This window comes from Allobosea sp. RIT-PG3_2, assembly GCF_057321085.1.
Genome location: NZ_JBXWCA010000001.1, coordinates 1,197,670 through 1,219,710 on the forward strand (window position 1 = coordinate 1,197,670; position 22,041 = coordinate 1,219,710).

21 protein-coding genes are annotated in these 22,041 nt (G+C 66.3%); 11 read left to right on the top strand and 10 right to left on the bottom strand.

The genetic code is table 11. From position 1 onward, the window contains the following. Positions 1-2: 2 nt before the first annotated feature. The 5 genes from AC2FAN_RS05540 to AC2FAN_RS05560 form a co-directional block, all read right to left on the bottom strand. Complete coding sequence (locus AC2FAN_RS05540; RefSeq protein ID WP_485172996.1) at positions 3-272, bottom strand: hypothetical protein; 270 nt, start codon at positions 270-272, stop codon at positions 3-5. 194 nt (positions 273-466) lie between these two features. Further along, positions 467-1,255: an ABC transporter permease gene (locus AC2FAN_RS05545; RefSeq protein ID WP_485172997.1), complete on the bottom strand. Its 789-nt coding sequence runs from the start codon at positions 1,253-1,255 to the stop codon at positions 467-469. Next, positions 1,252-2,145 carry an ABC transporter permease subunit gene (locus AC2FAN_RS05550; RefSeq protein WP_485172998.1) on the bottom strand — a complete coding sequence of 298 codons (894 nt, stop codon included), beginning with the start codon at positions 2,143-2,145 and terminating at the stop codon, positions 1,252-1,254. The genes AC2FAN_RS05545 and AC2FAN_RS05550 overlap by 4 nt, the downstream gene beginning before the upstream one ends. A gap of 181 nt (positions 2,146-2,326) precedes the next feature. Beyond that, positions 2,327-3,481, bottom strand: coding sequence for an ABC transporter ATP-binding protein (locus tag AC2FAN_RS05555; RefSeq protein WP_485172999.1), 1,155 nt, complete (start codon positions 3,479-3,481; stop codon positions 2,327-2,329). Between the two features lie 25 nt (positions 3,482-3,506). Beyond that, the gene (locus AC2FAN_RS05560) at positions 3,507-4,571 is read right to left on the bottom strand and encodes a polyamine ABC transporter substrate-binding protein (protein WP_485173059.1); all 1,065 of its coding nucleotides are present in this window, start codon (positions 4,569-4,571) and stop codon (positions 3,507-3,509) included. 287 nt (positions 4,572-4,858) lie between these two features. Between AC2FAN_RS05560 and AC2FAN_RS05565 the strand changes: the two genes are divergently transcribed. The 3 genes from AC2FAN_RS05565 to AC2FAN_RS05575 all read left to right on the top strand — a co-directional run bounded on the left by AC2FAN_RS05565 (position 4,859) and on the right by AC2FAN_RS05575 (position 6,210). Next, on the top strand, positions 4,859-5,596 hold the full coding sequence (locus AC2FAN_RS05565) for a DUF3750 domain-containing protein (RefSeq protein WP_485173060.1): 738 nt from the start codon (positions 4,859-4,861) through the stop codon (positions 5,594-5,596). Positions 5,597-5,668: 72 nt separating this feature from the next. Further along, positions 5,669-5,890, top strand: a complete 222-nt coding sequence (locus AC2FAN_RS05570; RefSeq protein WP_476806396.1) for an antitoxin MazE-like protein — start codon at positions 5,669-5,671, stop codon at positions 5,888-5,890. Then, a complete protein-coding gene (locus AC2FAN_RS05575) occupies positions 5,887-6,210 on the top strand; it encodes a type II toxin-antitoxin system PemK/MazF family toxin (protein WP_265052471.1) in 324 nt (107 codons plus the stop codon). The genes AC2FAN_RS05570 and AC2FAN_RS05575 overlap by 4 nt, the downstream gene beginning before the upstream one ends. 24 nt (positions 6,211-6,234) lie before the next feature. On the opposite strand, the gene AC2FAN_RS05580 is transcribed toward AC2FAN_RS05575, so the two are convergent. Then, the gene (locus tag AC2FAN_RS05580; RefSeq protein ID WP_265052470.1) at positions 6,235-7,518 is read right to left on the bottom strand and encodes a cystathionine gamma-synthase family protein; all 1,284 of its coding nucleotides are present in this window, start codon (positions 7,516-7,518) and stop codon (positions 6,235-6,237) included. 130 nt (positions 7,519-7,648) lie between these two features. Here AC2FAN_RS05580 and AC2FAN_RS05585 point away from each other — a divergent pair, with 130 nt between their 5' ends. Then, positions 7,649-8,119, top strand: a complete 471-nt coding sequence (locus tag AC2FAN_RS05585) for an Lrp/AsnC family transcriptional regulator (RefSeq protein ID WP_442864920.1) — start codon at positions 7,649-7,651, stop codon at positions 8,117-8,119. Here the strand turns inward: AC2FAN_RS05585 and AC2FAN_RS05590 are convergent, their stop codons facing one another. Both AC2FAN_RS05590 and AC2FAN_RS05595 read right to left on the bottom strand, forming a co-directional pair. Then, positions 8,120-9,124, bottom strand: a complete 1,005-nt coding sequence (locus tag AC2FAN_RS05590; protein ID WP_265052468.1) for an alpha/beta hydrolase — start codon at positions 9,122-9,124, stop codon at positions 8,120-8,122. Positions 9,125-9,256: 132 nt separating this feature from the next. Next, on the bottom strand, positions 9,257-10,405 hold the full coding sequence (locus AC2FAN_RS05595; RefSeq protein ID WP_485173000.1) for an alpha/beta hydrolase: 1,149 nt from the start codon (positions 10,403-10,405) through the stop codon (positions 9,257-9,259). A gap of 132 nt (positions 10,406-10,537) precedes the next feature. Here AC2FAN_RS05595 and meaB point away from each other — a divergent pair, with 132 nt between their 5' ends. Both meaB and AC2FAN_RS05605 read left to right on the top strand, forming a co-directional pair. Then, positions 10,538-11,524: a methylmalonyl Co-A mutase-associated GTPase MeaB gene (meaB, locus tag AC2FAN_RS05600; RefSeq protein ID WP_485173001.1), complete on the top strand. Its 987-nt coding sequence runs from the start codon at positions 10,538-10,540 to the stop codon at positions 11,522-11,524. Positions 11,525-11,619: 95 nt separating this feature from the next. Next, positions 11,620-12,990, top strand: a complete 1,371-nt coding sequence (locus AC2FAN_RS05605; RefSeq protein ID WP_485173002.1) for a TIGR03808 family TAT-translocated repetitive protein — start codon at positions 11,620-11,622, stop codon at positions 12,988-12,990. A 7-nt stretch (positions 12,991-12,997) separates the two neighbouring features. Here AC2FAN_RS05605 and AC2FAN_RS05610 read toward each other — a convergent pair whose 3' ends face one another. Beyond that, the gene (locus AC2FAN_RS05610) at positions 12,998-13,996 is read right to left on the bottom strand and encodes an asparaginase (RefSeq protein WP_265052464.1); all 999 of its coding nucleotides are present in this window, start codon (positions 13,994-13,996) and stop codon (positions 12,998-13,000) included. A gap of 140 nt (positions 13,997-14,136) precedes the next feature. Here AC2FAN_RS05610 and AC2FAN_RS05615 point away from each other — a divergent pair, with 140 nt between their 5' ends. From AC2FAN_RS05615 to AC2FAN_RS05635, 5 genes are all read left to right on the top strand, one after another. Continuing rightward, entirely contained in the window at positions 14,137-14,961 is an 825-nt protein-coding gene (locus AC2FAN_RS05615; RefSeq protein WP_485173003.1) for an alpha/beta hydrolase, read from the top strand. Positions 14,962-15,073: 112 nt separating this feature from the next. Then, positions 15,074-15,310 carry an Lrp/AsnC ligand binding domain-containing protein gene (locus tag AC2FAN_RS05620; protein WP_038361355.1) on the top strand — a complete coding sequence of 79 codons (237 nt, stop codon included), beginning with the start codon at positions 15,074-15,076 and terminating at the stop codon, positions 15,308-15,310. Positions 15,311-15,557: 247 nt separating this feature from the next. Continuing rightward, a complete protein-coding gene (locus AC2FAN_RS05625) occupies positions 15,558-17,858 on the top strand; it encodes an NADP-dependent malic enzyme (RefSeq protein WP_265052462.1) in 2,301 nt (766 codons plus the stop codon). Between the two features lie 144 nt (positions 17,859-18,002). Beyond that, entirely contained in the window at positions 18,003-19,604 is a 1,602-nt protein-coding gene (locus AC2FAN_RS05630) for a peptide ABC transporter substrate-binding protein (RefSeq protein ID WP_485173004.1), read from the top strand. 112 nt (positions 19,605-19,716) lie between these two features. Beyond that, the gene (locus tag AC2FAN_RS05635; protein ID WP_265052460.1) at positions 19,717-20,574 is read left to right on the top strand and encodes a D-amino-acid transaminase; all 858 of its coding nucleotides are present in this window, start codon (positions 19,717-19,719) and stop codon (positions 20,572-20,574) included. A gap of 83 nt (positions 20,575-20,657) precedes the next feature. Here the strand turns inward: AC2FAN_RS05635 and guaD are convergent, their stop codons facing one another. Next, positions 20,658-21,983, bottom strand: coding sequence for a guanine deaminase (gene guaD / locus AC2FAN_RS05640; RefSeq protein WP_265052459.1), 1,326 nt, complete (start codon positions 21,981-21,983; stop codon positions 20,658-20,660). Between the last annotated feature and the right edge of the window lie 58 nt (positions 21,984-22,041).

Sequence of the window (22,041 nt, forward strand, 5' to 3'; positions counted from 1 at the left end):
ACTTACCGCCAGCCGTAACCATAGCCGTAGCGCGGCGGAGGCGGCCGCATGCCATATCCGTCGGAGTAGCGGTGCCAGCGGCGCTGGCCCCAGAAGCCGTGCATGGCCGGCGGTGCCGGGCGCCAGCCGCCATATGCCGGGCGCTCATAGCCACGCTCGTAGCGGTCGCCGAAAGCCTGGGCGTTGCCTGCCCCGGCGAATGTCGAGGCCGCCAACGCGACGCCGCCGAGGGCGAAGGCGGCAAAACCGATGCGGGCGCGATTGCGGAACATTGTCCTTGTCCTGTCTGAAGGCCGGAAGATCCCTGCCTTGAAACGGACATTCGCAGATTGCGGCTGAACGGGATTTGAGGGCGCCGTTCAGCCGCCGTTTAGGGAGTGCTGACTTTCGACGGAACCACCGTCATTACGGGGCAGGCCGCAGGCCTGAGCCCGGACGTCGTGGTGCCTCGCACACCAAGCTTGCTTTAACTGCCGGACAACTGCTCGCGCTTCAGCAACAGCGAAGCCGCGATCACGACGACGGCGACCGCGCCGATCATGATCGTGCAGGCAGCGTTGATCTCGGGCGAAACACCGAGCTTGACGGCGGAATAGAGCCGCATCGGCAGCGTGGTCGCGCCCGGGCCGGTGGTGAAGCTGGAGATGACGAGATCGTCGAGCGAAAGCGTGAAGGCGAGCATCCAGGCCGCCGCCACCGCCGGCCAGATCAGGGGCAAAGTCACGGTCCAGAAGGTGACGAAGGGCGTGGCGCCAAGGTCCTGCGCCGCCTCCTCCAGCGAACGGTCGAAGCCGGCGAGCCGCGACTGGACGACGATGCAGGCAAAGCCGAGGCTGAAGGTCGCGTGGGCGACGGTCACGGTCCAGAAGCCGCGCTCGACATCGACAGCCACGAAGAGCAGCAGCAGCGACAACCCCGTTACCACCTCGGGCATGACGAGCGGCGCCAGCACCATGCCGGAGAAGAGCGTGCGCCCCATGAAACGCCCATGGCGTGCCAGAGCGAGGGCTGCAAGCGTACCAAGGATCGTCGCAAGCGTCGCCGAGACGAAGCCGAGGCGGATCGAAAGCCAGGCCGCGTCGAGCAGCGGCTCGTTCGCCAGAAGCGCGCCGTACCAATGCGTCGAGAAGCCGCCCCAGACCGTCACCAGCCGCGAGGCGTTGAACGAGTACGCGATGAGCGTCAGGATCGGCAGATAGAGGAAGGCGAAGCCGACGATCAGCGCGAGAATGAGTCCGGGGCCAAGCCTCCTCATGCCGCCATCTCCCGGCGCAGACGCGCCCGCTGGAGCAGGACGAGCGGCAACACCAGCACGACGAGCAGCACCACCGCCACCGCCGAGGCCAGAGGCCAGTCGCGGTTCGAGAAGAACTCGTTCCAGAGCACCTTGCCGATCATCACGGTATCCGGTCCGCCCAGCAGGTCGGGAATGACGAATTCGCCGACCGCCGGGATGAAGACCAGCGCCGAGCCGGCGAGAATGCCGGGTAAGGAGAGCGGCAGGGTTACGGTGAGGAATGCCGTCAACGGCCTCGCGCCGAGATCGGCGGCCGCTTCGAGCAGGCCGCGGTCGAGCTTCTCCAGCGTCGCGAAGAGCGGCAGCACCATGAATGGCAAGTAGGAATAGACCATGCCGAGCAGCACCGCCGTCTCGGTGTTGAGCAGGCGCAGCGGCTCGGCCTCGAAGCCAAGGAAGGCCAAAGACGCATCGAGCAGCCCGTCGGGCCTGAGGATGCCGATCCAGGCGTAGACGCGGATCAGGAAGGAGGTCCAGAACGGCAGGATGACGAAGACGAGCAGCATGCCCCGCCAGCGCGGCGGTGCCGAGGCCATGGCATAGGCGAGCGGATAGCCGATTGCGAGCGCGAACAGCGTCGTCAAGCCCGCGATGCGTAGCGAATAGAGATAGCTCTGCCAGTAGAGCGCATCGTCGCCAAGCAGGCTGAAGTTCGCCAGGTCGAGCTGGGAGAGAAAGTCGCCGAGCTGGGCCAAGCCCTCCCAATGCGGTGCGTAGGGCGGCAGGGCGGTCGCCGCCTGCGAGAACGCCATGCGCAGGACGATGGCGAAGGGCGCGAGGAAGAACAGCGCCAGCCAGAGATAGGGCACGGCCACGACGAGGCGGCGAAGACTGGCCCCAGCACTCATGTCCACGCTCCGCCGTCATTCCGGGGCAGGTCGCAGACCTGAGCCCGGAACCCAGAACCGATGCCCTTTCGATGAGAAGGCGCCCGCGCCGCCGAGCACACTGTCAGAACGGCATCGGTTCTGGGTTCCGGGCTCTTCGCTTCGCGAAGCCCCGGAATGACGGTCAGGTTCCCAACACGCCTCATGGCGGCAGCACTACGCCGGCCTCGACATCCCAGGAGAGCCAGACCTTGTCGTCCCAGGCGAAAGGCCGCGCCATCCGGCGCGTGCGATTGGCGAGCGCCACCTTGACGAGCTGGCCGCTTTCACCGCCGATCATCACCTGGATCATGGTGAAATCGCCGAGATAGCCGATATCCCAGATCTCGCCGGCGACCTTGTTGACCACTTGGCCCGGCTCGTCATGGCCGATCTCGATCTTTTCGGGCCTGATGCCGACCAGCAAGGCCTCGCCCGGCTTCAGCACCGGGGCCTCCTCGTCGAGCTCGACGGCGCCGACGAGTGGCACCTGCGCCCGGACGAGCTCGCCTTGAACCGCCTCGACCTGACCCTCGAAGATGTTGATGTCGCCGACGAACTCCGCGACATGCCGGTTGGCGGGCGCCTCGTAGATCACGTCCGGCGGGCCGATCTGGACGAGCTTGCCGTGATCCATCACCGCCATGCGGTCGGCCATGGTCATCGCCTCGTCCTGATCGTGGGTGACGACCATGAAGGTGAGGCCGAGCTCGCTCTGCAGGTCCATCAATTCGAACTGGGTCTGCTCGCGCAGCTTCTTGTCGAGCGCCGCCATCGGCTCGTCGAGCAGCAGCAGCTTCGGCCGCTTGGCCAGCGAGCGGGCGAGCGCGACGCGCTGGCGCTGGCCGCCGGAGAGCTGATGCGGCTTGCGCCCGCCGAGCCCGGAGAGCTTGACCAGCGCCAGCATCTCGTCGACGCGCCGGTCGATCTCGGCACGCGCCAGCCCTTCGCGCTTCAGCCCATAGGCGATGTTGCCGGCCACCGTCAGATGCGGGAACAGCGCGTAGGACTGGAACATCATGTTGATCGGCCGCAGATGCGGCGGAATGCCGGTGATGTCCTGCCCGTCCAGCAGGATCGTGCCTTCGTCCGGCCTCTCGAAGCCGGCGAGCATGCGCATCAGCGTGGTCTTGCCGCAGCCGGAAGGCCCGAGCAGCGCGAAGAACTCGCGGGGATAGAGCGCGAGCGAAAGATCGCCCACGGCAGTCACGTCGCCGAAACGCTTGGTCACGCCCCGGAACGTGACCAGCGGCTTCGCCGCGGGGTCGTTCCAGGGTTGGAAAGCCCGGCGCACGCTGCCGGGCGAGGTCTTCTTCATGCCCGCCGCCCCTGCCGAGAGCCGGTCACTTGCCGGTCTTGACGCGTGTCCAGAGCCGGTTCACCAGCCGCTGGGCCTTCTGGTCATAGGGCGTGATCGTATAGAGCCGCGCCATCACCGCGTCGGACGGGTAGATACCGGGGTTGTCGCGCACCGCCGCCGAGAGCAGCGGCTTCGAGGCGATGTTGCCGTTGGCATATTGGATGAAGTCCGAGTTCTTCGCCGCCATCGCGGGCCGGTTGACGAAGTCGATGAACTTCAGCGCCGCGTCGACATTGCCGGCGTCCTTCGGGATCACGAAGGAGTCGAACCACATCAGCGCGCCTTCCTTCGGGATGGAATAGGCGATCTGGACATTGTTCTTGGCCTCCTCGGCGCGCTTCTTCGCCTGGAGGATGTCGCCGGAATAGCCGACGGCCAGGCAGATATCGCCGTTCGCCAGGGCGTTGATGTATTCCGAGGAGTGGAATTTCTGGATGTGAGGGCGAATCTTGCGCAGGAGTTCCCCGGCCTTGTTGAGATCGGCCTCGTTCTTGGAGTCGGGATCGAGCCCGAGATAGCGCAGCGCCGCCGGGAACATCTCCTCGACCGCATCGAGCACATGAACGCCGCAGTTGGAGAGCTTCTTGAGCTGCTCCGGCTCGAAGACGATCTTCCAGCTGTCGATCACGGCGTCCGGACCGAGGCGTTCCTTGATCTTGGCGGTGTTGTAGCCGACCCCGGTCGTGCCCCACATGTAGTTCACGGCGTATTTGTTGCCGGGATCGTATTTGGAGAGACGCGTCTGGATTTCCGGCCAGAGATTCCTCAGGTTCGGCGCCTTGTCCTTGTCGACCGGCTGGTAGAGGCCGAGCGGGATGTGGCGCGGCAGGAAGGAGGCCGTGACGACGATCAGGTCATAGCCGGTCTTGCCGGCAAGAAGCTTGGTCTCGACCGTCTCCATCTGGTCGAAGGTGTCGTAGACGACCGTGATGCCGGTTTCCTTCTTGAAGGCGTCGAGCACCTCCGGATCGACATAGTCCGACCAGTTGAAGATGCGCAGCTGCTTGTCCTGCGCGGCCGCCGGCGCGGCGAGAAATCCCAGTCCCATCGCACAGGCCGCGATCGCCGCGGTCAGTCGCTTCGTCGTCCTACCCAATCCGCCCCTCCATCGTTTGGCGCCGCGCACGCTACCAGCTTTCCCCCCGGCATCAACCGACATCGGGCGCGACGGAACGCCCGCACACAGGCAAGACCTGTCGAAATAATCAGCCCGTGCTGCATGGCGCGGACGCGGGGCCAGGCGCCCTGCCCGGAAGCTTGTCGATCGGCCGGGCTGACAGGAGCGTGATCGGCTCGCTCCTTGCCGGCGCGTGCGAGCGCCACATATCGTGCCATATGCATCTTTTCCGCCGTTTCCTGCTGTTCTTCACTCTCGCCTTCCTGTTGCCGCTGGCATCCCATGCCGGCTGGTGGGTCTGGCAGACGCACGCCCCCGACTGGCGCCGCGCCGACTGGACGAGTGCGAAGCTTCTGCCTGCCGCCGCGACGGAGCCCGAGGCGACGATCCACGTCTTCGCAGCCCGGGTCGGCCGCTGGCGCGGCATCTTCGCGCATCATTCCTGGGTCGTGGTGAAGGAACGCGGCGCCAGCACCTATACGCGCTTCGACGTGGTCGGCTGGGGCGCCCCTGTGCGGGTCAATCATCGCGACGCGGACGGGCGCTGGTTCGGCAATGTGCCGGAACCGGTGGCCGAGATCCGCGGCGAGGCGGCCGAGCGCCTGATCCCTCGCATTCGTGCGGCTGTGGCGAGCTACAGCTATTCCAGCCCCGGCAGCTATCTCGCCTGGCCCGGGCCGAACTCGAACAGCTTCGTCCAGCACGTCCTGTCGGAGGTTCCTGAGCTGAGAGAGGCCCTGCCGCCGACGGCTATCGGCAAGGACTGGCGTGCCGATGGCTTGTTCGCCGGTCTCACCCCGAGCCGGACCGGCGTCCAGGCATCGCTCTACGGGCTGGCCGGCGTGACCGTCGGCTGGGTCGAGGGCGTCGAGATCAATCTCCTCGGCCTCGTCGCCGGCGTCGATCTGCGCAGTCCAGCGCTGAAGCTGCCGGGCTGGGGGCGGATCGGGGTGTGAACGGCTTCCCCCCGACGCCTTGAACAGCAAGGCGGAAAGCGTTACATGTAACGCGTGAAGCGAGGGATCGACATGGCGGCTTCGACAGCCAGACGCGTCCAGAAGCGCCGTGAAGCACTGCGGGCAGCCGGCTTGCGGCCTATCCAGATCTGGATCCCCGATACGAGACAGCCCGGCTTCAACGAGGAATGCCGACGGCAAGCGCGAATGGCAGCAGCAGCCGACAGCGCCGACCATGATCTAGACGGTTTTCTCGACGCGGCTCTGGAAGACCTGGACCGCGCTCCTGAATGAAGCGCGGCGATCTCGTCACCGTCGCGCTCGCCGGCGATTTCGGCAAACCCCGCCCTGCCCTGATCGTCCAGGCAGACCCGTTCGATCTGACGGCGACGGTCACGGTTCTGCTGCTCTCCAGCGACCTCGTCGATGCGCCGCTGATCAGGCTGACCATTCAACCCAACGCCGCGAACGGGCTGCGCCTCGCCTCCCAGATCATGGTCGACAAGGCGATGACCGTTCGCCGGGACCGGATCGGCCAGATTTTCGGCCGCGTCGATCCGGACATGATGATCGCGGTCAACCGTTCGCTCGCGCTGTTCCTCGGCCTCGGCTGAAGCGAGCTCGGGCGATCGGCGAGATCACACGGCTTCGAAGGCCTGCGCCAGATCCGAGATCAGGTCCTCGATGTTCTCGATGCCGACCGAGATGCGGATCAGGGCGTCGGTCAGGCCGATCTCCTCGCGCAATTCCTTGGCGACGCCGGAATGGGTCATCGCGGCCGGGTGCGAGACCAACGTCTCGGTGCCACCGAGGCTGACCGCGAGTTTCATGATCTGCAGGTTGTCGAGCAGGGCGAAGGCTTCCTTCTCGCCGCCCTTGACGTCGAAGGCGAAGGTCGAGCCCGCTGCCGTGCATTGCCGGTCGAAGACAGCCTTGCGCGGGTCGCCATCTTTGAGATTGCCGAGATAGTGGACCTTGGCCACCTTGGGATGGCTCTCCAGATAGTCGGCCACCAGCTTGGCGTTCTCATTGGCGCGGCTCATGCGGATGTCGAGCGTCTCCAGCGAACGCATCAGCATCCAGCAGGAGTTCGGATCGGCCTGCGTGCCGAGCGACCCGCGCCAGCTCTTGACCTGCCGCACCAGCGCATCCGAGCCACTGATCGAGCCGCCCACGAGATCGCTGTGGCCGCCGACATATTTGGTCAGCGAGAGCAGCGAGAGATCGGCGCCCTCCTTCAGCGGCTTCTGGTATTTCGGGCCGAGCATGGTGTTGTCGACGACGACGGGCGGGCGGTGGCCCTGCGACTTCTCGAGCTCGTCCGCGATCATCTTGCAGGCGGCGAGATCGACGAGGCCGTTGGTCGGGTTGGCCGGCGTCTCGACCAGGATCATCGCGACACGTCCCTTGGCGGCGGCAGCCCGGGCGACGTCCCGCATCTGCTCGATGTCGAGCCCGTCCGTGAAGCCGAAGGGCGTGACGCCGAAGGCACCCATCTGGTTCTTGAGGAGTGTCTCGGTGCCGCCATAGAGCGGGCGGGAATGCAGGATCGTGTCGCCCGGCCTCAGGAAGGCGAAGCAGGTCGTAGCGATCGCCGCCATGCCCGAGGCGAAGACGGCGCATTTCTCGGCCTCGTCCCAGATCGCCAGGCGATCCTCGAGGATCTCCATGTTGGGATGGTTGAAGCGCGAATAGACCAGCCCTGGCTTCTCGCCGGGCTTCGGCCGGCGCCGGCCCGAGGTGAAGTCGAAGAAATCCTTGCCCTGCTGTGCATTCTCGAAGACGAAGGTCGAGGTCAGGAAGACCGGCGGCTTGAGCGAGCCTTCCGACATGGCCGGCGAATAGCCGAACCCCATCATCAGCGTCTCCGGATGAAGCTTGCGGTTGGCGATCCGGTCCTTGTGATAGCTGTCGTCGCTCATGGCCTTCTCCCTATGTGCCTGCGGCGGTCGTTTTCCAGAACCCAGAATATTCTTCTCGCAGCGCCATTGCTTGGTCGATGAAGCTCGTCCTACACCCTGATGCGCATCTTCCTGCTCATCTTGTCTTCATATGGAGCATATCATGCTCGACACGATCGATCGCCGAATCCTCGCCGTGCTGCGCGAGGATGGCCGGATCACCAACCAGGACCTCTCGCAGCGGGTCGGGCTCTCGCCGACACCCTGCCTGCGCCGCCTCAAACGACTCGAAGAGACCGGCGTCATCCAGGGCTATGCCGCGATCGTCGACCCCAAGGCCTACGGGCTGCCGTTCAGCGTCTTCGTCTCGGTGCGGCTGACGCAGCAGAACCAGGAGCAGATCGCCGAATTCGAGAAGGCGGTCGAAGGCTGGAGCGAAGTTGCCGAATGCTACCTCATGACCGGCTCGCAGGACTACCTGCTGCGCGTCGTCACCGACGGCATCGAAGGCTATGAGCGCTTCCTGAAGCAGAAGGCGACGCGGCTGAAATGCATCCAGTCGGTCGAATCCAACTTCGCTCTGGCGACGATCAAGAAGCGCTCCGGCCTGCCGCCGATCTGATCAGACGCCGCGTTCCATCGCCCGGCGCACGACCTGCGTGACCTCGCTGTTCGACAGGAACAGGTCATGGCGCAGCATGCTCCAGCCCCGGCCGGAGGTGTCGGCGACGCGCACGCCCAATGCATCGAGCCGCGAGCGATCGGCAGCACCGGCGCGAGCGACGCCGCCGGCGATGCGCGCGGAGACCGCCAGCGCACGGTCACCCGGATCGATGATCACGGTCATGCGCTGCGCCAGCGGGCCGAGCCGCTTCACCGTCTGCTCGAAGGCGTCGATGTCGACATCGGGCGAGGCCAGCACCACGGAGCCGATCCGCGCATAGACATCCTGGGAATCGCGCAACTCGCGCAGCCCTTCCAGCGTCAGGAAGGTTCCCATCGAGTGGGCGACGATGTGGATGCGCCCGACCGTGGGGTTGGCGACGAGCGCCTGCAGGGTCTGGGCGAAGCCATCGCGCGACCAGAGCGCGCTCTCCCGATCATAGGCATAGTCGAAGAGCTTGCCGCCCGACGGCCAGGTGAAGAGCACCGTACGGCCCTGAAATTCGAGCGAATGCGAAAGCTGGCCGGCGCTGCGCGCCGCCGATTCGAACGTCTCGTTGAAGCCGTGGACAAAGAGCAGCACGTCGCGGCCGTTGACGGCTTCGGAGAGCGCACGGGCCGCCTCGTTGGTCACCTCGCGGCCGACACCGAGCACAGCCCAATCGCCGCTCACGGCGGACGAGACCCGCCCCGTGATGCCGCGCCCGGGCGGGGACAGGCGCACCTCGGCAAAGGTCAGTGCTCCGCGATCGGTGCCGAAATACGGTGGGGCATTGCCGGTCGATCTGCGCGTCGTCATCACCAGTAGCCGCGGATCCTTGCCGAGCGACGAGGTGTCGGCCCTCTCGGGCTCGCTGAAGGGCGAAACGCTCGCCTCGCTCTGCGCGCAGGCGGCGAGCCCGAGCGGCAGCAATGTGGCGAGCGCCAGCGAACGGCATGAAAAGGCGCGCCTCGTGACAGGCATGGTGACAGGCATCCGATCAATCGTGAGGGCCGAACTGGCCGGCCGCGCCCTTAAGGGCAGGCTAACGCGGCCAGAATGCGGCGAGCCCGCGCTCAGCGCGCGGAGGTTCGCGGTCGTTGCAGCGATGTGACATCAGCGTCCGCCGGACAGGATCGTCAACGGCGCGGTCACGACCAACCCGACCGTCGAGCCCACCGTGCCGACGACGCCGCCTGCAACATCGCCGATCCGATCGCCGAATTGCGGCCCGGCGAAGCCGATCCCCTTGTCCTGCCGCAACCGCTCACCGATGAGCTGCACGACCTTGGGCGAGGAGGCGAACTTGGCGTGGTTCAGGCTGTCGGCCGACGTCACCTCGGAGATATCGACAATACGCACGCCGAGCTTCTCCAGCTCGGCCACGATCTCCGCATCCTTCGCCGAAACGGCGCCGAGGCGCCTCTTGTCACCGGCGAAGCGACGGGAGAAGTCGAGCGCCCTGTCGTCGGCCGAAACGAAGACGGTAACTGGTCGCCTGATCTGATTCATCTGCGTCTTGAAGACGTCGAGATCGACGTCGGGCGCCGCGAGCATCACGTCGCGCAGTTTGCCGCCGAAAGCGCCGTCGCCACGGATCGCGGCCTGGCGCAACGTTTCCAGCGTCAGCAGCGTCCCCATCGAATGGGCGAGGATATCCATGCGCGAGGTGCCGAGATCGCGCGCGATCGCCCGCAAATTCCCTTCGAGGAAATCGCGCGAGTAAAAGGCGCTCTCGCGATCGTAGGGATAGGCGAGGAGTTCGCCGCGCGACGGCCATGAGAACAGCACCGGCACGCCCTTGAAGCCGGAATCATAGACGATCTGGGCGAAGCGATAGGCGGCATCGGCGAAATTCGTATTGTAGCCGTGTACAAAGACCAGCACGTCGCGCTGCGAGGCCGGACGCCGCTGCAGCTCCCTGCGCACATCGGAGACGATGGGCGCGAGATCGAGCCGCTGGACATGGGTGGCAGTGAAGTGCTTGGCCGGATCGCCCGGTCCCGAGCTCGGCAGCTCGAGATTGCCGGCCTTGTGGTCGCGCGGAACGGTGATGTCGAGCCGGGCGAAGGACAGCTTGGGGCCGCGCTCGCCGCTGAAGTAGACGGGCTGCGCCGAAGGCTCACGCGTCGTCGCAACGTAGATTTCGACCTTTCCGGCGATATCGGCGGCCGGCGCCTGGGTCAGTTCCAGCACGCGCGGCGTTGCACAGGCGGCCACGAGCAGCGGCAGCACCAACGCCAACAGAACACCACGAAGCCGCATCACCACGCCCTTCATTCGCCAAGTCGTCTCATCACAGGCCCAAATCTTCAAGATGCCTGCATGACACAGTGATGATGCAAGTGATGCGCGGGATGCCTTGTCGCCCGCGGCGCCTGCTTGCTAACTGGCGCCATGGCCGACCGCACTTCCCCAGCCGAATCGCTCGGCGATGCGATCCTCGCCGGCGAGCGCGCCGCGCTGGCCCGTGCGATCACGCTGGTCGAGTCGCGTCGCGCCGATCATCGTGAGAAGGCGCAGGCGCTGATCCAGCGGCTGCTGCCGCATACGGGGCGCGCGATCCGCGTCGGCATCACCGGCGTGCCCGGCGTCGGCAAATCGACGACGATCGATGCTCTCGGCGGCTATCTCACCAGCAAGGGCCACAAGGTCGCGGTGCTCGCGGTCGATCCCTCTTCCACGCGCACGGGCGGCTCGATCCTCGGCGACAAGACGCGGATGGCGCAGCTCGCCGTCGACCCCAACGCCTATATCCGCCCCTCGCCCTCCTCCGGCACGCTGGGCGGCGTCGCCGCCAAGACGCGTGAGACGATGCTGCTCTGCGAGGCGGCTGGTTTCGACATCATCCTGGTCGAGACGGTCGGCGTCGGCCAGTCGGAAACGGCGGTCGCCGATCTCACCGATTTCTTCCTCGTCCTGATGCTGCCCAATGCCGGCGACGAGCTGCAGGGCATCAAGAAGGGCATCATCGAGCTTGCCGACATGATCGCGGTCAACAAGGCCGATGGCACCGGCGCGACCGCCGCCCGCGCAGCGGCCGCGCAATACAAGGCGGCACTGCACATTCTCGCGCCCGCGTCGCCGCTCTGGAGCACGCCGGTCGTGACCATCTCGGGGCTGACCGGCGACGGGCTCGAAGCGCTCTGGGCCAAGGTCGAGGAGCACCATGCCCGCTTCGAGGCGAAAGGCCTGATCGCCGAGAAGCGCCGGCGCCAGGACGTCAAATGGATGTGGGCGATGGTGCAGGACCGCTTGCAGGCCAGGCTCCGGCACGATCCCGCATTGAAGGCGCGCACCCCGGAGCTGGAGGCCGCCGTCTCGTCCGGCGAACTCGCGCCGACGCTCGCCGCCGAGGAGATCGCGCAGGCGCTTGGGCTCTAGCCTAAATCGGCCGCCTCTCTTCACAAGCCCGTTCCAAATCGGCACGTCAGCGCTGGCACGGCGCTTGATCGTGGCTCGACCGAACAGGAGGTTTCATGGCCCTCTCACGGCGCGGATTGCTGGCGGCCGGCCTCGTCGGCGCGGCCTGGCCCACCTTGCCGGCTTGGGCACAGCCCACCCCGGCGAACAGAGGCCCGCTCGGCCATCTCGGCCTGGACGCGAGCCAGTTCGGGCTGCGGCCCGGCGCGTCCGAGGATCAGGCGCAACGACTGCAGGCTGCCCTTAACGAGGCATCGAAGCGCGGCGCGCCGCTTGTCCTGCCGCCCGGCCGTTACCGCCTCGGTGCTGTCCAGTTGCCGGATGGCGCGCAGCTCATCGGGGTTTCCGGCAAGACGCGCCTCGTCACCGCGAGCGGCGGCCCGCTGCTCGTCGCTTCCAATATCGGCCGCGCGAGCCTTTCCGGACTGACCTTCGACGGCCTCGATATCCCCTCGCCCCAGAAGGCAGGGCTCGTGGCCTGCGACACCGTCGGCGAGATCGCGATCTCGGATTGCGAATTCGCCAAGGCCGGCTCGGTCGGCCTTGTGCTCAATCGCTGCGGCGGGCGCGTCGCGACCAGCAAATTCCGCGGCATGCGCGATTCCGCCCTGTTCTCGCTCGACTCGGCCGGTCTGGCGATCGAGCAGAACGAGGTCGAGGATTGCGGCAATAACGGTATCCAGATCTGGCGCAGCCAGCCCGGCGACGATCGTTCGATCGTCCGTGGCAACAGGGTGAGCCGCATCCGCGCCGATGCCGGCGGTGACGGCCAGAACGGCAACGGCATCAGTCTCTATCGCGCCGGCGGCGTCATCATCGAAGGCAACCAGCTGCGTGACTGCGCCATGACCTTCATCCGCAACAATTCGGGCTCCGGCGTGCAGATCCTCGGCAATCAGGGGCGGCGCTGCGGCGAGGTCGGGCTCTATGCCGAATTCGCCTTCGAGGGCACGATCATGGCCAACAACCTGGTCGAGGATTGCGCCCAGGGCGCCAACATCACCAATCTTGACCATGGCGGGCGGCTCGCCGTCTTCGCCAACAACATCATCCGCAACGCCAGGCGGGCGATCGCCCCTAACGGCAAGGCGCCGGTCGGCGGCATCGGCGTCCATGTCGAGGCGGAAGCGGCGGTGACAGGCAACGTCATCGAGAACGCCAGCGAGATCGGCATCTCGCTCGGCTGGTCCTGGGGCATGCGCAATCTATCCGCCACCGGCAACGTGGTCCGCAAAGCCGGGATCGGCATCTCCGTCTCGCTGGTGCCGAAGGAACGCAATGCGCTGATCGCCAACAACGTCATCGACGAAGCCCGCGACGGCGCCATCGTCGGCACCGAATACGGCAAGCCCATCACCGGCGACCTCGCCAAGGCCCCCGACCCGAAGGCCGTGGGGATCACGATCGCGAACAACGCGGTGCGCTGAGGCGGCCTCAGGCGGCCGGTGCGCGGATGCGACCGACCTCGATGCCGTTCCAGTTCTTCAGCACGGTCTCGCGCAACGGCGCGAAGGCTGCCTGAGTCGGCTCGTCCATCGGCAGGAAGCGGGCGATCAGCGCGCCGAGCGCAACCTCCGCGGCGCGACCGGCGCCGTCATCGCATTTCAGCGCGATGCCATAGCCCAGCTCCGGGAGGGCGGCGCAATAGACGCCCTCGGCCCCGGTCTTTGTGAAGGCGCGCGCCCCCAGCAGCTCCATCAGCCGCGTGTCGTAGCGGCCTGTGCCCGCCACCATGAAGGGGTGGGCGGCGGCTGCGGCGCGGATGCGCGCGGCCGCTTTCGCCCGCTCGGGGCCGAAGCCATGTCCGGTGCCCAGCCGCGCGAAGCCGAGCGCCAGCGCCTTGAGCGGCACGGCGTAGGAGGGAATCGAGCAACCGTCGATGCCCATGCGCTCGGAGGTATGGGGAGCGCCGGTCACCGTCTCCAGCGCGTCGCGCACCGCCTGCTGCACGGGGTGGCTCGCCTTCACATAGCCGGCCGGGTCCTCATCGAGACCGCAGGCGAGGCAGACGAAGCCGGCATGCTTGCCGGAGCAGTTGTTGTTCAGCGCACTGGGTTCGGCGCCCGATTTGGCCAGCTCGCGCGCCACGGCCTCGTTCATCGGCCAATGCGCGCCGCATTCGAGGCAGCCGGCATCGCGCCCAGCCTTCTTCAGCATGGCGAGCGAGGTCTGGGCGTGAAGCGGCTCACCGGAATGCGAGGACACCGCGAGCGCGATCTCGGCCTCCGTCAGCCCGTAACGATCGGCAGCGCCACTCTCCAGGAGCGGCAGCCCCTGGATCGCCTTCACGGCCGAACGCGGAAACACCGGCCGATCGAGATCGCCGGCGGCGAAGACCACCGCCCCATCGGCATCGACCACGATCGCGGAGCCGCGGTGCCGCGATTCGACGACATTGCCGCGCGTGACTTCGGCGAGGACAGGGTTTTCCATGGCGGCCTCCAGATTCCGCTTGCTGCGGATAGCCGGTTTTGGCTCCGACAGTACGACCTGTCAAAAGCGCTGGCGGAAACCGCGCGCGGCTGCCACCGTAGTTCCGAAGTCAGCCGAGCCTTCTCCCGAGCAGGATACCGATGTCGCCTGATTACGAGACCGAATACGACAACCGCGCCCGCGTGCCGGAGCATCCCGGCATCGTCGCCGGCTGGCAGGCCGATGCCGCGGCCTACCGCGCCACGGCGCTGTGCGAACTCGGCGTCTCCTATGGCGAGGGCGAGCGGCAGTTCTACGATCTGTTCAAACCCGAAACGATCCAAGGCAACGCGCTCGTCATGTTCATCCATGGCGGCTACTGGCAGAGACTGGATCGCAGCCATTTCTCGCATATGGCACGGGGGTTGAACGGGCTCGGCCTGCCCGTCGCGGTTGTCGGCTACGACCTCTGCCCGCAGGTCGATCTCGGCCATATCGTCTGGGAGCTGCAGCAGGCAGCTGCTGCCTTATGGCGGCGCTTCGGCCTGCCCGTCGTCGCGACCGGGCATTCCGCCGGCGGGCATCTCAGCGCTTGCACGCTGGCCACCGACTGGAAGAATGTCGACGCCGATCTGCCCGAGCATCTGGTGCCGGCCGCGTATGGCATCTCCGGCCTCTACAACCTCAAGCCCCTGACCGAGACGAGCATCAACAAGGCGCTCGGCCTCAGCATGGAGGCGGCCGAGCTCGAAAGCCCGCTGTTCTGGTCGGCGCCGTCGCGGCTGACGATGGATGCCGTGGTCGGCGGCGCAGAGAGCGACGAGTACCACAAGCAGAGCCGCCGGCTCGTCGATGTCTGGGGGCTGGAAGGCGTGACGACACGCTATGAGGAAATCCCCGGCGCCAATCATTTCACCGTCATCGCCGGGCTGGCGGAGCCGGACAATGCAATGACCCGGCGCATCGCCGCCCTCGCCGGAGCCTGATCTTCCGGCGCGGAGGATCGCCCTTGTTTCCGCATCGGCCTTGTCCGAAAACCGCATTCCACTTTTCGGGCCGATGCCCTATCCAGACCGCATCAGAGTTTCGGAGCGCGCGATGCAGACCTTCTTCGTCGAGATCAAATGCAAGCTCGGCAAGACCTACGAGGTCGCCAGCGAGCTGGCCGATCGCGAGATCGCCTCCGAGATCTACTCGACCGCCGGCAACTACGACATCCTCGCCAAATTCCATGTCGCGGCCGATGTCGATATCGGCCATTTCGTCGCGCAGAAGGTGCAGTCGATCCCCGAGATCGCCGACACCCACACGATCATCACCTTCAAGGCGTTCTGAGCTCGCATCGGCCATCGATATCCGGGCCCGGCCGGTACAGCGTCGTTTCAGGATGCCATTTCCTGAATCAGACCAGCAGGTTGCGACGGTTGGCTCAGTGCGTGATTCACGTCCTTCACAGCTTGATTCAACCGGGCGTGGCCGCCTCCCCGGCGGCGCGCTGCCAGTTGAGGCATCCTGACCGCTTGACGCCGTAGGGGCTTTCGCGCGACCAGCAACATTCGGATTGCGGGGATGAACGCGCGCTATGAAAAGCACTCTCTCTAACGATCTGCGCTCGGGCGCGCTCGTCTATCATCGCCAGCCCCGGCCCGGTAAGCTCGAGATCCAGGCGACCAAGCCGCTCGGCAACCAACGCGACCTGGCGCTCGCCTATTCGCCCGGCGTCGCCGCCGCATGCGAGGCGATCGTCGACGATCCGTCGGAAGCCGCCGAACTCACCTCGCGCCAGAACCTCGTCGCCGTCATCACCAACGGCACCGCCGTGCTGGGCCTCGGCGATATCGGCCCCCTCGCCTCCAAGCCGGTGATGGAGGGCAAGGCCGTCCTGTTCAAGAAATTCGCCGGGATCGACTGCTTCGACATCGAGGTCGAGCAGAAGAACATCGAAAAATTCGTCGAGGTGGTCGCGGCGCTGGAGCCGACCTTCGGCGGCATCAACCTCGAGGATATCAAGGGTCCGGAATGCTTCGAGATCGAGGAGCAGCTCAAGGCCCGGATGAAGATTCCGGTTTTCCATGACGACCAGCACGGCACGGCGATCATCGTCTCGGCCGCTGTGCTGAACGGGCTCGACCTCGCCGCCAAGAAGATCGCCGACGTCAAGATCGTGGTTTCCGGAGCGGGCGCCGCCGCGCTCGCCTGCCTGAACCTGCTGGTCGAGCTCGGCGCGCAGCGCAAGAACATCTGGGTCACCGATCTCGACGGCGTGGTCTACAAGGGCCGCAACACGCTGATGGATCGCTGGAAGGAGATCTATGCGCAGGAGACCGACGCCCGCACGCTCGCCGACGTCATCGGCGGCGCGGATGTCTTCCTCGGCCTCTCGGCTGCCGGCGTGCTCAAGCCCGAGATGGCCAAGAGCATGGCGGCGAAGCCTCTGATCCTGGCGCTCGCCAACCCGAATCCCGAGATCACGCCGGAGGATGCGCTCGCGGTGCGCCCCGACGCGATGATCTGCACCGGCCGCTCGGACTACCCGAACCAGGTCAACAACGTCCTGTGCTTCCCCTATATCTTCCGCGGCGCGCTCGACGTGCAGGCGACGACGATCAACGAGGCGATGAAGCTCGCCGCGGTGCGCGCCATCGCGGCGCTCGCCCGCGAGGCGACCTCCGACATCGCGGCCCGCGCCTATGGTGGCGAGGCCTCGACCTTCGGCGCGAACTCGCTGATCCCGAACCCGTTCGATCCGCGCCTGATCATGCGGATCGCCCCCGCCGTGGCCGAGGCCGCGATGGCGACCGGTGTGGCGCGCAAGCCGCTGGTCGATGTCGAGGCCTATCGCGACCAGCTTTCGCGCTTCGTCTTCCGCTCCGGCTTCCTGATGAAGCCGCTATTCCAGCAGGCCAAGGCCGACCCCAAGCGCGTGATCTATGCCGAGGGCGAGGACGAGCGCGTGCTGCGCGCCGCCCAGGTCGCGCTGGAGGAAGGGCTCGCCATCCCGATCCTGATCGGCCGCCCGAGCGTGATCGAGACCCGCATCCAGCGCTTCGGCCTGTCGCTGAAGCCCGGCGTCGACTTCGAGGTGATCAACCCGGAAGACGATCCGCGTTATCGCGACTACGTCCAGACCTATCTCGACATCGCCGGCCGGCGCGGCATCACACCCGAGGCGGCGCGCGCGCTGGTGCGCACCAACAACACCGTCATCGCGGCGCTGGCCGTTGCGCGCGGCGAGGCGGATGCGATGATCTCCGGTCTCGAAGGCCGGTTCATGTCGCGGCTGCGGCACATCAAGGACATCATCGGCCTGGCGCCCAATGTCTGCGACATCGCGGCGATGACGCTGATCATCACCAACAAGGGCGCCTTCTTCCTCTCAGACACGCATGTGAAGCACGATCCGACCGCCGAGGAGATCGCGGACATGACCGTGCTGGCGGCCAATCACGTCCAGCGCTTCGGCCTGGAGCCCAAGATCGCGCTGCTCTCGCATTCGGATTTCGGCGCGGCGGACACCCCGACCTCGCTCAAGATGCGCAAGGCGCTGAAGCTGATCCGGGAGCGCGCGCCGCAGCTCGAATGCGACGGCGAGATGGAGGCCGACACGGCGCTGGTGCCGCTGATCCGCGAGCGCGTCCTGCCCTCCTCGACGCTGAAGGACATGGCCAACGTCCTGATCTTCCCCAATCTCGACGCCGCCAACATCGCCTATCAGTTCGCCAAGGTGCTGGCCGATGCGCTGCCGGTCGGGCCGATCCTGATCGGCACGGCGAAGCCGGCCCATATCCTCACCAGCTCGGTGACGGCCCGCGGCGTGGTCAACATGACCGCCGTCGCCGTCGTCGAGGCGCAGGAGAGCGCGGCGAAGGCGGCGGGCCGCTAGGCCTGTAGCCAGCTCCTGACAGTCCAGGCGTGAAAACGACGACATGGGCGTCGTTTTCCGGCTTGGCAGACTCACTCAGTCAGGTTCTACTTCCCTTCAAGTCGGGCATCGCTCGCAACGACGCCCGCTTGAAGGGAGGTTGCCATGCTCGATGTCACGCGCCGCAACGCACCTTTGGCGCTCGCCGCCATCCTGGCCGCGACCCGTGCCGCGACGGCACAGGGCCGGATCGTCTTCCATCGCGGCAATGATGGCGATCCGGAAACGCTCGATCCGCACAAGACCTCGACAGTCGCCGAAGCCCACCTGCTGCGCGATCTGCGCGAAGGCCTCGTCATCCACAACATGAGGGGGGAAGTCGTCCCCGGCGTCGCCGAGAGCTGGACGATGAGCCCGGACGGCAAGCTATGGCGCTTTTCACTGCGCGCCAATGCGAAATGGTCCAATGGCGATCCGGTCAGGGCCGCAGACTTCGTCTATTCCTTCCGCCGCATCCTGAACCCCGAAACCGGCGCCAGATACGCCAACCTGCTCTACCCGCTCCGCAATGCCGAGGCGATCCACAAGGCGGCGGCCGGCTCGTCGCTCGACAGTCTCGGCGTTTCGGCTGTCGACGAGCGGACGCTGGAAATCGCGCTCGAACGGCCGACGCCCTATCTCCTCGAACTGCTGACCCATCAGAGCGCCCTGCCCGTCCACCCGGCGAGCGCCGCCACCGCGACGCCGGAGCCGGGACGGGCAGAGAACCTGATCACCAACGGCGCCTACAGCATCAAGGAGTTCGCCCCGAATTCGCATATCCGGCTCGACCGCAATCCGCATTTCCACGACGCGGCGAATGTGAAGATCGATACGGTGATCTTCTATCCGGCCTCCGACCTCGTGGCGGCGGCGCGGCGCTTCCAGGCCGGCGAACTGCACCTGACCACGGACATTCCGGCCGACCAATTCAAGCAGCTGAAGCAAAAGCTCGGCGAGCAGGTCCGCATCGGCCCCTATCTCGCGACCTATTTCCTGATCATCAACAGCGCCAAGCCGCCCTTCGACGACGCTCGCGTTCGCCGGGCGCTGTCGCTGCAACTCGACCGCGAATTCATCGCAGACCGGATCTGGGGCGGCACGATGCTGCCGGCCTATGGCGTGGTGCCGCCGCATATCGGCAATTACGGCGAGCGCGCCGAACTCGATTTCCGCTACAGCTCGGTGCTGGAGCGCGAGGACGAGGCCAAGCGCCTGCTGGCCTCGGCCGGCTTCGGCAGCGGCGTGCCGCTCGATATCGAGTTCCGCTTCAACACCACCGACAACAACCGCCACACGGCTGAAGCGATCGCCGAGCAGTGGCGCGCCATCGGGGTCGAAACCCGCTTCGTCGAGACCGATTACCGCACGCATTTCGCCTATCTGCGGGAAGGCGGCGATTTCGATGTCGCCCGCTATGGCTGGATCGGCGACTATTCCGACCCGCAGAACTTCCTGTTCCTGTTCCAGAGCGACAATGCCGGCTTCAACATCGGCAAATACAGTAATCCGCAATTCGACGCGCTGATGAAGCTCGCCGCCGACGAACTCGATATCGCCCGACGCGCCGCGATCCTGCGCGAGGCCGACAGCATCGTCATCACCGAGGAACCCTGGATTCCGGTGCTTCACTATTCGACGAAGAACCTGGTTTCGCCGAAGCTCGCCGGCTTCGAGCAGAACCTGCGCGGCGCGATCCCAACCCGCTTCCTGAGCCTTAAACCATAGGCAAGCCGGCCCTGCGCCAGACGCCGGGCGGTTTCCCTGCCTTGGTGCTCGCAACCGCTGCGAAGCTTCGCTAGGAAGGGCGCGTCCTTTTCCATCCAGCGAGTCCGCAGCGATGAGCCGTATCGTCTATGTCAATGGCGCCTATCTTCCCGAGGAAGAGGCGAAGATTTCCGTGTTCGACCGCGGCTTCATCTTCGGCGACGGCATCTACGAGGTCTCGGCGGTGATCGGCGGCAAGCTCGTCGATTGCGAGGCGCATCTGGCCCGCCTCGAACGCTCCTGCGGCGAGATCCGGCTGGCGCTGCCCTGGGCGAAGGCCGAGCTCGTCGCGATCCACGAGGAGCTGATCAAGCGCAACGGCCTCGACGAGGGCGGCATCTACCTGCAGGTCTCGCGCGGCGCGGCCGATCGCGACTTCCCCTTCCCGAAGGATGTCCAGCCGACGCTGGTGATGTTCACCCAGGCGCGGAACTTCGTGAATGCGCCGGGCGCCAAGACCGGCATCAAGGTCGTCTCGACGCCGGATTTGCGCTGGGCGCGGCGCGACATCAAGAGCGTCAACCTGCTGGCGCCGGTCCTTGCCAAGCAGTTCGCGCTGGAGAGCGGCGCGCAGGAAGCCTGGCTCGTCGAGGACGGCGTCGTGACTGAGGGCGCCTCCTCCACCGCCTGGATCGTCAAGGGCAAGACGCTGATCTCGCGCCCGCTCTCGAACAAGGTGCTGCCGGGCATCACCCGCAAGGCCGTGCTCGCCTTCCTGGCGGAGTCGGGCTTCTCCTTCGAGGAGCGCGAATTCACGCTGGAAGAGGCGATCGACGCCGAGGAGGCCTTCATCACCTCCGCGACCAGCCTCGTCATGCCGGTGACCACGATTGACAGCCACACGATCCATAACGGCGCGCCCGGCCCGGCGACGCTGCGCCTGCGCGAGATTTATATCGACCATGCCCGCAAGGGCGGCGCGCTGGGCTGAATTGCCTGAACAGCCGTCATGGTCGGGCTTGACCCGGCCATCTCGGAAACCAGCTATCTCGGCATGAGATTCTCGGGTCGGCGCTAGGCGCCGCCCGAGAATGACGCTCCAGCGGTGCGTTCCCCCATCACATAGGTCGCGGCGACGTTGCGTTCGTCGCCGAGCGTGACGAGCACGAAAAGCTCCTCCGCCAGATCGCGCGCCGTCTCCAGCCGGTGCGCCATCGCCCGCGTCGCACCGGTATCGAGCACCACGGCATCGGCCTCGCGGCCGGGCTCGAACGATCCGACCAGATGATCGAGGCCGAGCGCGGCGGCATTGCCCAGCGTGATCGCGTGCAGCGCCGCGAAGGCGGACAGCGACTGCCCCTGCAACTGCAGCACCTTGTAGGCCTCGGCCATGGTCCGCAGCATCGAATAGGAGGTGCCGCCGCCGATATCGGTCGCGACCGCCACCTTGACGCCGCGTTGGCGGGCATGGGCCCAGTCGAACAGGCCTGAGCCGAGAAACAGGTTCGAGGTCGGGCAGAACACGGCGACTGCGCCGGTCTCCGCAAAAGCCTGCCACTCATTGTGGGTCATGTGGATACAATGGCCCATCAGGCTCCTGGGCCCGAGCAGGCCATAGCCCCTGTAGATGTCGGCATAATCCGCGGCCTGGGGATAGAGCTTGCGGGCGAAGGCGATCTCGGCCCGGTTCTCGTTGATATGGGTCTGGACGTGGCAGCCCGGATGCTCGGCCGCGAGTTGCCCGGCCGCGGCCAGCTGCTCCGGCGTCGAGGTCACGGCGAAGCGTGGCGTGATCCCATAGAGCTGCCGGCCCTTGCCGTGCCAGCGCGCGATCAGCGCCTTCGATTCGCGATAGCCGCTTTCGGCCGTATCGCTCAGCGCTTCCGGCGCGTTGCGATCCATCATCACCTTGCCGGCGATCATGCGGGTGTTGCGTCGCTCGGATTCGGCAAAGAAAGCGTCCGCCGACTGCGAATGCACCGAGCAGTAGACCGCCGCCGTGGTGGTGCCGCTCGCAAGCAATTCGTCGAGGAAGAACCGCGAGAGCTTCTCGGCATGGCCCTGCTGGCCGAGCTTCTGCTCCTCGACGAAGGTGTATTTGTTCAGCCACTCCATCAGCTGCGCGCCATAGGAGGCGACAACCTGCGTCTGCGGCATGTGGATGTGCGCGTCGATGAAGCCGGGCATGATCAGATGCGGCCGGTGGTCCAAGATCTCGACATCGGCCGGCAGCGTCGGCAGCAGCGCCTTCGCCTCGCCTGCCGCCTTGACGAGCCCGCCCTCGATGACGAGCAGCCCATCCGCAATGAACCGATGCGCGGCCTCTCCCGCGGTCCAGGGATCATCGACGAACCAGAGCAGGCGGCCGCGCAGGGCGCGGATGGCGGTGGGGGCAGTCACGTTCGGCGGGCTCCAGCACAAATCCACGTCACATCTGCACCAAATCAAAGCTTCCGGC